Origin of the sequence: Proteus sp. CD3 (assembly GCF_008808075.1) — a bacterium.
Classification (GTDB): Bacteria; Pseudomonadota; Gammaproteobacteria; order Enterobacterales; family Enterobacteriaceae; genus Proteus; species Proteus appendicitidis.
Genome location: NZ_CP019686.1, coordinates 1,072,118 through 1,086,131 on the forward strand (window position 1 = coordinate 1,072,118; position 14,014 = coordinate 1,086,131).

A 14,014-nucleotide genomic window follows, 5' to 3' on the forward strand; every position below is an offset into this window, starting at 1 on the left:
AGTAAATAAATGCATATAGTTATCTTTATTACATTGTTTGTGTAAATGTACGGGTGATAACGTCTTGCTGTTGCTCTTTAGTCAGTGAGTTAAAGCGAACTGCATAACCAGAAACACGGATAGTTAACTGAGGATATTTCTCAGGATCTTCCATTGCTTCTAACAGCATTTCACGGTTCATCACGTTGACGTTCAGGTGTTGACCACCTTCGATGCCCGCTTCGTGGTGGAAGTAACCATCCATCAGACCCGCAAGGTTTGCTTTACGAACATCATCATCTTTACCTAATGCATTAGGTACGATTGAGAAGGTGTAAGAAATACCATCTTTCGCATAAGCAAATGGCAGTTTCGCAACAGAAGTCAGAGAAGCTACCGCACCTTTTTGGTCACGACCGTGCATTGGGTTAGCACCTGGTCCGAATGGTGCGCCTGCACGACGACCGTCTGGAGTATTACCTGTTTTCTTACCGTAAACAACGTTCGAAGTGATAGTCAGGATTGACTGTGTAGGTACCGCATTACGGTATGTACGCAGTTTCTGAATTTTCTTCATGAAACGTTCAACTAAGTCACAAGCGATGTCATCTACACGAGCATCGTTGTTACCAAATTGTGGGTATTCGCCATCAATTTTGAAGTCAATTGCTAAACCGTTTTCATCACGGATTGGAGAAACTTTTGCATATTTGATTGCAGACAGTGAGTCAGCAGCAACAGACAGACCTGCGATACCGCATGCCATTGTACGATATACGTCACGATCATGAAGTGCCATCAGAGCTGCTTCATAGCTGTATTTATCGTGCATGTAGTGGATAACGTTCAGCGCAGTTACGTACTGAGTTGCTAACCAATCCATAAAGTGATCCATTTGGTTCATCACAGTATCGAAGTTTAATACTTCGTCCATGATTGGAGCGTGTTTTGGACCTACTTGGATTTTCAGTTTTTCGTCAACACCACCATTGATGGTATACAGTAAGGTTTTCGCTAAGTTCGCACGAGCGCCGAAGAACTGCATTTGTTTACCAACAACCATTGGGCTAACACAACATGCGATTGCATAGTCATCGCTGTCGAAGTCAGGACGCATTAAGTCATCATTTTCGTACTGGATTGAAGAAGTATCGATTGAGACTTTAGCTGCGTATTTTTTGAAGTTGATAGGCAGTTGTTCTGACCACAGGATGGTCATGTTTGGTTCTGGAGATGGACCCATTGTGTACAGGGTATTTAAGAAACGGAAAGTATTCTTAGTTACCAGAGTACGGCCATCTAAACCCATACCTGCTAAAGATTCTGTTGCCCAGATTGGGTCACCAGAGAACAGTTCATCATATTCAGGAGTACGTAAGAAACGAACCATACGTAATTTCATGACTAAGTGGTCAATTAATTCCTGAGCTTGTTCTTCAGTCAGTAAGCCCGCTTCAATATCACGTTGGATGTAGATATCTAAGAAAGTAGATACACGACCAAATGACATTGCAGCACCGTTTTGAGATTTAACAGCGGCTAAGTAACCGAAGTAAGTCCATTGTACTGCTTCTTTCGCGTTTTGTGCTGGACGAGAAATATCGTAACCGTATTTCGCAGCCATTTCTTGGATTTGACCTAAAGCAGCGTGCTGCTCTGCGATTTCTTCACGCAGTTGGATAGTCATTTCCAGATCTTCGCCTTTTTCCATTCTTTCTTGTAAAGAGGTGAATTGGGCAAATTTATCTTTACGCAGGAACTCAATACCGTACAGTGCAACACGACGGTAGTCACCGATAATACGACCACGACCATATGCATCTGGTAAACCTGTTAAGATACCAGATTTACGGCATTTCAGGATGTCTGGAGTATAAACATCGAAAACGCCTTGGTTGTGAGTTTTACGGTAATCAGTAAAGATTTTTTTCAATTCTGGGTCCAGCTCACGGTTGTAAGCGTGGCAAGAACTTTCAACCATACGGATACCACCGAATGGAATGATCGCACGTTTCAGAGGTGCATCAGTCTGTAAACCTACGATTTGTTCTAAATCTTTAGTGATATAACCCGCATCGTGAGATGTGATAGTTGAAGCAACAGAAGTATCAAAATCAACCGGCGCATGTGTGCGGTTTTCGATTTTGATGCCTTCCATAACTTGTTCCCAAAGTGTATCAGTTGCTTTAGTGGAACCTGCTAGGAAAGATTCGTCGCCTTCATATGGAGTGTAGTTTTTTTGAATAAAGTCACGAACGTTAACACCGTTCTGCCATTCACCTTCAGAAAAACCTTTCCATGCTTCAGCAAATTTTTCATTTAAATCAGACATGATACTTCTACCTTTTTACAATGGAACTTAAGAAATCAGTCATACCTGCGTGGATTAATGTTTATCGCCACGCAGATGCATTAACCAGTATACCAAACCGACTAGGACTGCTCCGCCAATAACGTTACCGATAGTGACTGGTAATAAATTGTCAGCGAGGAAATTCGAAACTGTTAAATCTGAAAATTGTTCGGGTGATGCACCTACTTTAGTCCAGAACTCAGCGGGTGCAAAATTCTTAATAACAATACCTAAAGGGATAAGAAACATGTTAGCGATACTGTGCTCAAAACCACTAGCAACGAACATACCGATAGGTAAAATTAATGCAAAGAGTTTATCAATAAGCGTACGACCTGCATAGCTCATCCAAACTGCAAGACAAACCATTAAGTTAGCTAAAATACCTAAACAAACGGCTTCAATAAAAGCGTGTTCAACTTTATGTTGTGCGGTTTGTAAGACATTAAGCCCCCAAAGCCCATTCGCCGCCATATGCTGACCTGCGAACCACATTAAGGCGACAAAAAAGAGTGCGCCAACAAAGTTACCAAGATAGACATTTATCCAGTTTGCAAACATTTTGCACCAAGATATACGTCCGGTTGCTTTAGGAATAATAGTAAGAACAGTAGAGGTGAATAAGTCAGCGCCACAAACGACGACGAGCATTAACCCCAGAGAGAAGCAGATCCCACCGACTAATTTAGCCAGCCCAAATGGAACAGATGCGGTACCTGTAGTAGCAGTAATATAAAAAACAAAAGCAATTGATATAAACATACCCGCGGTAAATGCAGATAAGTAAGTCGCTGGAATATGTTTATTTGCTTTATAACAACATGCATCATCGGCAACTTTTGCCATATCTGCAGGTGATAATAAATTAAAAGGGCTGTCAGCTTTCATACTAACACTCTCTTATATGTTGGAATAATTATAGCACGCAATAATAGTAGCAAAGGGGCTTACTTCTAAAATTGATATGGATCATGGTCACTCATTAGAACCTCATTTTTAGTGCGTAAAAACCCGTTGTTTTTGCTATAACTATCTGATTAATAAAATGAAAAAATTTTTTAAAAATTATCAAAAAATTTTAGACTAGCTGGATAAATAAAGTAGAAAGTAAATATAAAGTATTATTTAAACCCCGTATGTTAAGAATTAAAAATCAAATTTAACGCCTTCTTTACTTTTGTCATAAATATAAACATTACTTTATTTGTGGTTAATCGTTAATGATTACTCCAGACATATATCCATTATAAAAATAAGGTTTTTAAATTTTTGGGATCTGGTTAAACAAATAGCAATTTAAACTAGATTTAAGTAATATTCTTGGTGCAAAAGTTCAATATGCATTTATAGTGTCATATTTAATGCCTTAAATCGTCACTTTTGCCATATTTTGACAATTTTGTCAGATGGCAAATTTGTCATATTGACAAATCTGTCAATATTTTATTTTTAGCAAAATAAAACACTCTACTTTTCAATAGAGTGTTTCAATTTAAATATGCGCTTATTATTCAGTTAAAATTAATTATTATTTAATAAATAACCTTAAACAAAATAGGTTTATTTAGTCGATTGACGTTTTGCTTTCTGTAATTTCTCATAGGCAGCAAGTAACGACTGATGAACAGGTAAATTAGCTAAATCAGGATCAATAGTTTGTAATCCGTAAAATGCTTGTTTGCCTTGTATTGCATTTAAAGCTGCTTGTAATGTTTCTTCGCCATACATACGAGAAAATGCGTATATATATTGTTCTGGTTCACGTTCAGTCTCTTGTTGTAATAATAAGAGATTGTGTAAACAGCGATAATAGTTTTGACGCTCTGGCGTAAATAAAGAAGCATTAAAGTCTTGAGTCCATTCAACCCAAACGAGCGCTTGGTCAAGATCGCCACCCGCAAGAGCTAACATTGATTTTAATTCACCTACACGTAAATGGCTCCAACCATTATCTTTGCCCGGAGCAATGCCAATCATCTCTCTGATACGTGTAAAGTCATCTAAACCATCTTCATCAAATTGACCAATAAGAGAAAGATACTCTTCTTGAGTGCCTTCGCTCGTTGGTAGAGAAAGAATAGTGTCGCGCCAATGTACACCCATAATGTTATTGGCTAATTGTAAATCTTCAGCAGGGTAAATATCAGATAAACCCGGTACTAAAATACGGCAAGCGTAAACACCTAGGTGTGAGTAGTCCATAATATAGACTTCTGCATCGCACTGCTGGCAAAGAGACATTAAGGTGTGGAACTCTTCTTCTGTTGTACCACTGAAGTTCCAGTCAACAAATGCGTAATCGGCATCTTTCTTAAATAGATCCCAACTAATTAAACCACTTGAATCAATAAAGTGTGTTTCAAGGTTAGTATGATCACCAACTTCTTCATCATCAAAGCTTGGCGGATTAAAGACATCGAGATCTTTAAGGCTACGCCCTTGCAATAATTCAGTGACAGTACGCTCTAAAGCCACACCAAAATCAGGGTGAGCACCAAAAGAGGCAAAACAGGTGCCATTTTGTGGGTTGAATAACACAACACAAATAACAGGGAATTGACCGCCTAAAGAGGCATCAAAGCTAAAGATTGGGAAGCCTTCTTGCTCTAACGTTTTAATTGCTTCAATAACAGCAGGGTAGCGAGCTAAAACTTCTTTAGGAATTTCAGGTAAGCTAATTCTTTCAGTGATAATGCGATTTTTTACATAACGTTCAAAAACTTCAGAAAGCCCTTGAACTCGTGCTTCATTCTTTGTATTCCCTGCTGACATACCATTAGAAGCATATAAATTAGCAATAATGTTTACAGGAATATAAACAGGCTTTTCATCAGATTGACGTATAAATGGCAGAGCGCAAATTCCGCGATCATGATTACTTGATTGTAAATCAACTAACTCACTACCACATAACTCACCTTCAGGATCATAAAATTCGCGTAAACGCGCATCTAATAAGCCCGCAGGAACAGAATCATCTTCTGTTAGTGGGAACCATTTTTCACTTGGATAGTGAACAAATTCACCTTCTGCAATATCAGCACCTAACCAGAAATCAGAGAAGAAATAATTGGTTGAAAGACGTTCAAAGTATTCGCCCAGAGCAGAGGCTAATGCTGCTTTTTTGCTGGCACCTTTACCGTTAGTAAAACATAAAGGGCAATCTTTATCGCGAATATGAACAGACCAAACGTTAGGAACAGGGTTTAACCATGAAGCTTCTTCAATGTTAAATCCTAAGTCGGTTAATTTTTGCTGAAAGCTAGCGATAGAATCTTCCAGTGCGGCATCTTTGCCAGGAATAAATGTTTGTGACATGGCAGGTTTCATCAATATTTTGCTGGTGATAATTAGGCGCACATGATACTGAAATCCCCTGTAATGCACTAACGATTTCTTATGACTAAAAATTACTATCTATATAAAAAACTCATTATTTATTTGATATATGAGTTTTTTTAATAAATTCGTTCGATTTATCACGGAATTTATAATTAAAAGTCATCATAATTAGATTCATTTATTTATTAATTTATAAGGGATCGAAAAAATGATGAAGAAAACATTGCTTGCCAGTTTGTTAGCTGTAATCAGTGGTTCTGTTTTCGCTTTGCCTAATGTCACTATTCTTGCAACAGGTGGAACGATTGCAGGCGGCGGTGATTCAGCAACACAGTCTAGCTATACGGCAGGTAAATTAGGCATTGATGTGCTGATCAATGCGGTGCCTGAAGCGAAGCAAGTGGCTAATTTGAAAGGTGAGCAAGTTGTTAATATCGGTTCTCAAGATATGAATGACCAAGTTTGGTTAAAACTCGCTAAAAAAATTAATGAAGATTGCGATAAAACCGACGGGTTCGTGATAACACATGGTACTGATACCATGGAGGAAACAGCATATTTTCTTGATTTAACAACTGCCTGTAAAAAACCTGTTGTAATGGTAGGCGCAATGCGACCTGCTACGGCATTAGGTGCTGAAGGTCCTTTAAATCTTTTTAATGCGGTTGTGATTGCAAGTGATAAAGCCTCTGAAAATCGTGGTGTATTAGTCACAATGAATAATGCAGTTATCAGTGGTAAAGATGTTGTAAAAATGAATACTACTGAAGTACAAGCATTCCAGCCTGTTAATGCAGGCGCTCAAGGCTATGTGCATAACGGTAAGGTTCATTATTATGCTGCAGCATTACCTCGTGCAGATAAAGCCGCATTTGATGTGAGTAAATTAACTGAATTGCCAAAAGTTGGTATTGTTTATAACTACTCCAATGCATCTGATTTACCAGCAAAAGCCTTTATTGATAATGGCTACAAAGGTATTGTCAGTGCAGGTGTGGGTAACGGTAACTTATATACTGATATTTTTGATACCTTAGCTGATGGTGCAAAAAAAGGTGTCGTTGTTGTACGAGCAAGCCGTGTACCAGTAGGATTTACTACACAAAATGGTGAAGTTGATGATGCAAAATATGGTTTTGTTGCGTCAGAGCGCTTAAACCCACAAAAAGCGAGAGTGTTATTACAGTTATCTCTGACTGAAACGCAAGATCCAGCGAAGATCCAAGAGAATTTCGAAAAGTATTAATTTAAAATAGTTTGAATAATAACAAGGCCTCATTAATGGGGCTTTGTTATTTTAAAGGGGGGAAATAACTAATTTGTTTTGGCTCTAGAAACAACAACTCTCGCTGTAAAGAGAGCAATTAATGGCGTTATTGCAAACACAATAAACAGCCAATGTGCGGCATTTTGTGCGCCAAGAATACCTCCCGGATCTGTTAATCCTGCCATATTAACCACAGTCCCTGAAATAGATGCACCAACAGCCGTTGAAAACAATTGGATTGTGGTAATGGATGTGGCTGCTTTTTGAGCTTCTTGTCCCTGAGAAACATGTAAAACACGGGTTAAATAATGGGGCCATGCCATACCAATTCCGGCACCTGTAAAAAAGAGAGCGATACAAATAATGATAATCTGCCCATAAGGTATGGTTAGCGCATTAGAGATCAATAAGCCAAGGATCACGATGGCTGAGAAATTAATCATTGGACCAAAACGCATTAACCTGTGAGCAGTAGATTGTTTACTTGATGAAGACATAATGGCAGAGAAAGACCAACCCGCACCAACCAATGCTGCTAAATAGCCTGAAAGCAGTGGCGTAATATTATGGATAATTTGCAAGAAATAGGGCACAAAGACTTCTGTTTGTACACTAATTCCTAATAAAGCCATGGTGAGATATATTGGTGCTAACGGTGCAGAAAAAGAAAATGTCCCTTTAGGAAATAAGCCATCATTTGATTTTTTATCAATATGGATTAACAGTAGAATAAAGATAAAAGCAAATATAAAGGATAAGGCATTATATAAAATAATGTTATAAAGGCTACCGATAGAAATAGATAATACAGCCAACATTAATAAAATAAGTTGTTGATAAGGTAATGGCGTTTTCGCGACGATATTATCGGCATTATTTTCGGTAGGAAGAATAGTAAATAATAAAATAGCGTAAGGAATACCTACAAATAAAATAGACCAAAATGCACCGCGCCAAACATCATATTCAGCAAATATTCCCCCTAGCGCAGGACCTAATAGTGTCGAGATCCCCCACATGCTAGACATTAATGCCATGGCTCTAGACCAAAGAGGTTGAGGAAACATCACTCGGACTAAAGAGTAAGCAAGAGCCAGTAACATTCCTCCGCCAGCCCCTTGAATAAATCGCCCTACAAGTAATATTTGCATTGAGGGCGCTGTTGCACAAATAACAGAACCGGCTAAAAAGCAAATTGTGGCAAAAAGATAACTATTGCGAGGTGCAAGTACGCTCAGTAATCGTGAAGTTAATGCGGAAGAGAGAATTGAAGCTAGGATAAAAACGGTGGTGTTCCACGCATATAAATTAAGCCCACCAATATCACGCACAATTGAAGGTAGCGTTGTGATCGTAATATAGACATTAATTGCGTGTAATGCGACACCTCCTGCTAAAGCGAGCGATTTTAGACTATTTTTTCCATGAAGAAGCATTCCCCAGCTCGCTTCTTCTTTTTTATTTACACTCCCCGACATAAAACACTCCTAACCATTATTTTTATATTCTGCATATTATGCGTTAGTTCACAATAATCATTGCGCCAATTTAACGGGAATGATACAACCGATAAAGGTCATTTTGTAAAAACATATTCAGATAGGGTGAATTTGAATGAGTCAGGTATATAACTTTAGTGCAGGTCCGGCTATGTTACCGGCAGAAGTCCTTCGTCGTGCAGAATTAGAATTATGCAACTGGCATGAACTTGGGCGTTCGGTTATGGAAATTAGCCACCGCAGTAAAGAGTTTCTTGAGGTTGCTCATCAGGCAGAACAAGATCTTCGCGATCTTCTCAATGTGCCAGAAAACTACAAAATTCTTTTTTGCCACGGTGGCGCTCGTGGTCATTTTGCTGCTTTACCTCTCAATTTATTAGGCGATAAAGCAAGCGCTGATTATATTGACGGTGGTTATTGGGCTAAAAGTGCAGCCGAAGAAGCTGAAAAATATTGTTCGCCAAATATCATTAAAATTAAAACAGAAGTTGATGGCAAAATTGGCGTTAAACCAATGAAAGAGTGGCAATTAAGTGCAGATGCAGCTTATGTGCATTATTGCCCAAATGAAACCATTGATGGTATTGCCATTCATGAAGAGCCAGATTTTGATGACAGCAAAATTGTTATTGCTGACTATTCATCTTCTATTTTATCTCAACCGATAGATGTTAGCCGTTTTGGTGTTATCTATGCGGGCGCACAAAAGAATATTGGTCCTGCGGGTTTAACGCTTGTTATTATTCGTGAAGATCTATTAGGTAAAGCGCGTAAAGAAACGCCTTCTGTGTTTGATTACACTGTGCTTGCTGAAAATGATTCCATGTTTAATACACCACCTACTTTTGCTTGGTATTTATCAGGTATGGTCTTTAAATGGCTGAAAGAGCAAGGTGGTTTGCAAGAGATGGCAAAACGTAACTATGAAAAAGCAACGCTTCTTTATAGTGCAATTGATAATAGTGATTTCTATATCAATCGCGTTGCCACAGAAAATCGTTCACTAATGAATGTACCTTTCCAAATGTCTTCTCCTGAGCTGGACTCTGTATTCCTAAAAGAGGCAGAAGCACAAGGTTTAGTTGCATTAAAAGGTCACCGTGTATCAGGTGGTATGCGTGCTTCAATTTATAACGCAATGCCATTGGAAGGTGTTCAAGCATTAGTTGACTTTATGGCTGATTTTGAACGTCGCCATGCGTAATAAATAAGATCTAGAATAAGAAAATCTGCTGAAAATACAGGTTTTCTTATTCATTCAATATTTAAGATGTTAACAATTAAAATTGAATTACCCAGTACAGAATTAATAAATAAAAATATAAGTACCTAAATGATTTTATATTTAATTAAATAACATCCCCAGTTAATTTATTTGTCTATTGGAGTTTTTACCTGTTTATGGAATCGTTAACATTACAACCTATCGCTCATATCGAAGGTGTTATTAATTTACCAGGATCAAAAAGTGTCTCTAACCGTGCGTTGTTATTAGCGGCTTTAGCTAAAGGTAAAACTCGTCTAACCAACTTATTAGATAGTGATGATATTCGTCATATGCTTAATGCATTAAAAGCGTTAGGTGTGCAATATCAATTATCAAATAACAATACGGTATGTGATATTGAAGGGCTAGGTGGGAAATTTAAAACCAATTCGCCATTAGAGCTATTTTTAGGTAATGCTGGTACAGCAATGCGCCCATTAGCGGCAGCATTAAGTCTTGGTGAGCACGATATTATTCTCACGGGTGAACCCCGTATGAAAGAGCGTCCAATTGGGCATTTAGTTGACGCTTTACGCCAAGGTGGCGCAAAAATTGACTACCTTGAACAAACGGATTATCCGCCAATTCGCTTATGTGGTGGTTTTTTAGGTGGTAATGTTGAGGTTGATGGGAGTGTTTCTAGCCAATTTTTGACTGCATTATTAATGACGGCACCTTTAGCTGAACAAGATACGATTATCACCATTAAAGGCGAATTAGTATCAAAGCCTTACATTGATATTACCTTAGCATTAATTAATACCTTTGGTGGACAAATTGAAAATCAAGACTACCAACGCTTTGTTATAAAAGGTGGGCAGCAATATCAATCACCAGAAAAGTACCTTGTAGAAGGTGATGCTTCATCAGCTTCTTACTTCTTAGCCGCTGCAGCCATTAAAGGTGGCACTGTGCGAGTTACAGGTATCGGTAAAAATAGCTTACAAGGGGATATTCATTTTGCTTCTGTGCTGGAAAAAATGGGAGCAAAAGTACGCTGGGGTGATGACTATATAGAGTGTGAACGTGGAACGTTAAAAGGTATTGATATGGATATGAATACTATCCCTGACGCAGCAATGACCATTGCTACCACGGCACTTTTTGCTGAAGGCGAAACGGTTATTCGCAATATTTATAACTGGCGTGTAAAAGAAACTGACCGATTAGCGGCAATGGCAGCAGAGTTACAAAAAGTAGGTGCGATAGTTGAAGAAGGGCGCGACTACTTAAAAGTAACGCCACCAAAACAGTTAACCACTGCGGATATCAAAACTTATAATGATCACCGTATTGCAATGTGTTTTTCGCTGGTGGCGCTTTCAGATACGCCAATTACTATTCTTGATCCGGGATGTACCGCAAAAACTTTCCCTGATTATTTTGAGAAACTAGAAACACTTTCTCAACGTAGTAATTCTCAACGTAGTCATTAATGTGAAAATCATTAATTAAAATGAGTCAAAATTAAATCAATTAAATCGGCAGTATTGGACTTTTTGAAGAACAATGCTGCCGATTTTTTATTGTGGCCAGATTGATTTTTCTAAAAAATAGCCTATCTCGAAAAATTAATATTAAATAAGACTCTTTAGTGCTTATCTGCTTGTTTCTTCCTATACATTGTATGCGTATAATGTCGCGCATATATTAATACTGTTTTTCTCTGTTTGAATACTATGCCTATTATATCAATGTAATAAGAGCAACAAATACAGAAATGCAGTGCCCACGAAAAGGAGAAACTCATGGCGGTTATCGTCCCTGTTATAACTGTTGATGGGCCTAGCGGAGCAGGTAAAGGAACATTATGCCAAGCATTAGCGAAAGCGTTTGGCTGGCATTTACTCGATTCTGGCGCTATTTATCGTGTATTGGCATTAGCGGCTTTACATCACCATGTTGATATCACCTCAGAAGATGCTTTAGTCCCCTTGGCTGCAAATTTAGATGTGCGTTTTATTCCTAATGAGAATGGCTTAAGTGTCATTCTTGAAGGTGAAGATGTTTCAACTGAAATTCGAACAGAAACAGTTGGAAACACGGCATCACAAGCTGCGACTTTTCCTCGTGTAAGAGAAGCATTACTGCGTCGTCAGCGCGCATTTCGTACAGCACCTGGCTTAATTGCTGATGGCCGAGATATGGGAACAATCGTTTTTCCTGATGCTCAAGTGAAAATATTTTTAGAAGCGAGTGCAGAAGAACGCGCGCGTCGTCGCATGTTACAGTTGCAGGAAAAGGGCTTTAATGTTAACTTTGAGCGCCTTTTATCCGAGATAAAAGAACGCGATCACCGTGACCGGAATCGCGCTGTTGCGCCACTTGTTGCGGCGAAAGATGCATTAATTCTCGATTCTACAAGTTTGTCTATTGACGAAGTCATTGAAAAATCGTTGACTTATGCTAAAAAAAATCTGCAATTATCAGCGTAATTAATTTTTATTTCGTTTATACTAGGTAATTATCAAAATCGGGTTGACGTGTTAATGAAAACACAACAATGCCCGATGACCTTGTCACAAAGGATGTAACGAGGTATGTGAAACAACCCCATTCGGCCGGATGCTAAATGGACGTTAATTAAATTTACTTGAAGATCATTAACATGACAGAATCTTTTGCTCAACTCTTTGAAGAATCCCTAAAAACAATCGAAACTCGTCCTGGCGCTATCGTTCGCGGCGTTGTAGTTGCTATCGATAAAGACGTTGTTCTGGTTGATGCAGGTCTGAAATCAGAATCTGCTATTCCTGTAGAACAATTCAAAAACGCTCAAGGCGAATTAGAAATCCAAGTGGGCGACGAAATTGATGTTGCTCTGGACGCGGTTGAAGATGGCTTCGGTGAAACCGTTCTGTCTCGTGAGAAAGCTAAACGTCACGAAGCGTGGCTGATGCTGGAAAAAGCTTACGAAGAAAACGAAACTGTTGTTGGTATCATCAACGGTAAAGTTAAAGGTGGTTTCACTGTTGAACTGAACGGCATTCGTGCGTTCTTACCAGGTTCACTGGTAGACGTTCGCCCAGTTCGCGATACAACTCATCTGGAAAACAAAGAGCTTGAGTTCAAAGTCATCAAATTAGACCAAAAACGTAACAACGTTGTTGTGTCTCGTCGTGCGGTTATCGAATCTGAAAACAGCGCAGAACGCGATCAGTTATTAGAAAACCTGCAAGAAGGCATGGAAGTTAAAGGTATTGTTAAAAACCTTACTGACTACGGTGCATTCGTTGATCTGGGCGGTGTTGACGGCTTACTGCACATCACTGACATGGCTTGGAAACGTGTTAAACACCCAAGCGAAATTGTCAATGTTGGCGACGAAATCACTGTTAAAGTCCTGAAATTCGACCGTGAACGTACTCGCGTATCATTAGGTCTGAAACAACTGGGCGAAGATCCATGGGTAGCTATCGCTAAACGTTATCCAGAAGGTACTAAACTGACTGGTCGTGTAACTAACCTGACTGATTACGGCTGCTTCGTAGAAATCGAAGAAGGCGTTGAAGGTCTGGTACACGTTTCTGAAATGGATTGGACTAACAAAAACATTCACCCATCTAAAGTTGTTAACGTTGGTGATGTTGTTGAAGTTATGGTTCTTGACATCGATGAAGAACGTCGCCGTATTTCACTGGGTCTGAAACAGTGCAAATCTAACCCATGGCAGCAGTTCGCAGAAACTCACAACAAGAACGACCGTGTTGAAGGTAAAATCAAGTCTATCACTGACTTCGGTATCTTCATCGGTTTAGACGGCGGTATTGATGGTCTGGTTCATTTATCTGACATTTCTTGGAATGTTGCAGGTGAAGAAGCAGTTCGTGAATACAAAAAAGGCGACGAAATCGCTGCTGTAGTTCTGCAAGTTGATGCTGAACGTGAACGTATCTCACTGGGCGTTAAACAATTATCAGAAGATCCATTCAATAATTACCTGTCTGCTCACAAAAAAGGTGCTATTGTTTCTGGTAAAGTAACTGCTGTTGACGCTAAAGGCGCAACTGTAGAATTAGCTGACGGTGTTGAAGGTTACCTGCGTGCTTCAGAAGCTTCACGTGACCGCGTTGAAGATGCAACTCTGGTTCTGAATGTTGGCGAAGCTGTAGAAGCTAAATACACTGGCGTTGATCGTAAAAACCGCGTTATCAACTTATCTGTTCGTGCTAAGGACGAAGCAGACGAGAAAGACGCTATCGCTTCTGTAAACAACAAAGAAGAAGTTGGTTTTTCAAACAACGCTATGGCTGAAGCTTTCAAAGCAGCTAAAGGCGAATAATTTAAGTTATTAACGAAAGGCAACG

At 39.1% G+C, this 14,014-nt stretch carries 9 protein-coding genes; 5 read left to right on the forward strand and 4 right to left on the reverse strand.

Features of this window, described 5'->3' with window-relative positions; genetic code table 11:
* Positions 1–28: 28 nt before the first annotated feature.
* From pflB to ycaO, 3 genes are all read right to left on the reverse strand, one after another.
* Positions 29–2,311 (reverse strand): formate C-acetyltransferase, encoded by a 2,283-nt coding sequence (gene pflB / locus BTA34_RS04775; protein ID WP_151434697.1) that lies wholly within the window; start codon positions 2,309–2,311, stop codon positions 29–31.
* A 54-nt stretch (positions 2,312–2,365) separates the two neighbouring features.
* On the reverse strand, positions 2,366–3,220 hold the full coding sequence (gene focA, locus BTA34_RS04780) for a formate transporter FocA (protein WP_151434698.1): 855 nt from the start codon (positions 3,218–3,220) through the stop codon (positions 2,366–2,368).
* 672 nt (positions 3,221–3,892) lie between these two features.
* On the reverse strand, positions 3,893–5,650 hold the full coding sequence (gene ycaO, locus BTA34_RS04785) for a 30S ribosomal protein S12 methylthiotransferase accessory factor YcaO (protein ID WP_151434699.1): 1,758 nt from the start codon (positions 5,648–5,650) through the stop codon (positions 3,893–3,895).
* A 232-nt stretch (positions 5,651–5,882) separates the two neighbouring features.
* Between ycaO and ansB the strand changes: the two genes are divergently transcribed.
* Complete coding sequence (gene ansB, locus BTA34_RS04790; protein WP_151434700.1) at positions 5,883–6,920, forward strand: L-asparaginase 2; 1,038 nt, start codon at positions 5,883–5,885, stop codon at positions 6,918–6,920.
* A gap of 68 nt (positions 6,921–6,988) precedes the next feature.
* Here the strand turns inward: ansB and BTA34_RS04795 are convergent, their stop codons facing one another.
* On the reverse strand, positions 6,989–8,419 hold the full coding sequence (locus BTA34_RS04795; RefSeq protein WP_151434701.1) for an MFS transporter: 1,431 nt from the start codon (positions 8,417–8,419) through the stop codon (positions 6,989–6,991).
* A gap of 136 nt (positions 8,420–8,555) precedes the next feature.
* Here BTA34_RS04795 and serC point away from each other — a divergent pair, with 136 nt between their 5' ends.
* The 4 genes from serC to rpsA all read left to right on the forward strand — a co-directional run bounded on the left by serC (position 8,556) and on the right by rpsA (position 13,989).
* On the forward strand, positions 8,556–9,644 hold the full coding sequence (serC, locus tag BTA34_RS04800) for a 3-phosphoserine/phosphohydroxythreonine transaminase (protein ID WP_151434702.1): 1,089 nt from the start codon (positions 8,556–8,558) through the stop codon (positions 9,642–9,644).
* Positions 9,645–9,841: 197 nt separating this feature from the next.
* A complete protein-coding gene (gene aroA / locus BTA34_RS04805; RefSeq protein ID WP_151434703.1) occupies positions 9,842–11,143 on the forward strand; it encodes a 3-phosphoshikimate 1-carboxyvinyltransferase in 1,302 nt (433 codons plus the stop codon).
* 312 nt (positions 11,144–11,455) lie between these two features.
* Positions 11,456–12,142 (forward strand): (d)CMP kinase, encoded by a 687-nt coding sequence (gene cmk, locus BTA34_RS04810; RefSeq protein ID WP_099074997.1) that lies wholly within the window; start codon positions 11,456–11,458, stop codon positions 12,140–12,142.
* A gap of 173 nt (positions 12,143–12,315) precedes the next feature.
* Complete coding sequence (rpsA, locus tag BTA34_RS04815; protein ID WP_006537421.1) at positions 12,316–13,989, forward strand: 30S ribosomal protein S1; 1,674 nt, start codon at positions 12,316–12,318, stop codon at positions 13,987–13,989.
* Positions 13,990–14,014: the final 25 nt, after the last annotated feature.

Excerpts from the sequence above, each read along its gene's own strand:
- pflB (WP_151434697.1), bottom strand. The coding sequence starts at position 2,311 with ATGTCTGATTTAAATGAAAAATTTGCTGAAGCATGGAAAGGTTTTTCT.
- focA (WP_151434698.1), bottom strand. The coding sequence starts at position 3,220 with ATGAAAGCTGACAGCCCTTTTAATTTATTATCACCTGCAGATATGGCA.
- ycaO (WP_151434699.1), bottom strand. The coding sequence starts at position 5,650 with ATGTCACAAACATTTATTCCTGGCAAAGATGCCGCACTGGAAGATTCT.
- ansB (WP_151434700.1), top strand. The coding sequence starts at position 5,883 with ATGATGAAGAAAACATTGCTTGCCAGTTTGTTAGCTGTAATCAGTGGT.
- BTA34_RS04795 (WP_151434701.1), bottom strand. The coding sequence starts at position 8,419 with ATGTCGGGGAGTGTAAATAAAAAAGAAGAAGCGAGCTGGGGAATGCTT.
- serC (WP_151434702.1), top strand. The coding sequence starts at position 8,556 with ATGAGTCAGGTATATAACTTTAGTGCAGGTCCGGCTATGTTACCGGCA.
- aroA (WP_151434703.1), top strand. The coding sequence starts at position 9,842 with ATGGAATCGTTAACATTACAACCTATCGCTCATATCGAAGGTGTTATT.
- cmk (WP_099074997.1), top strand. The coding sequence starts at position 11,456 with ATGGCGGTTATCGTCCCTGTTATAACTGTTGATGGGCCTAGCGGAGCA.
- rpsA (WP_006537421.1), top strand. The coding sequence starts at position 12,316 with ATGACAGAATCTTTTGCTCAACTCTTTGAAGAATCCCTAAAAACAATC.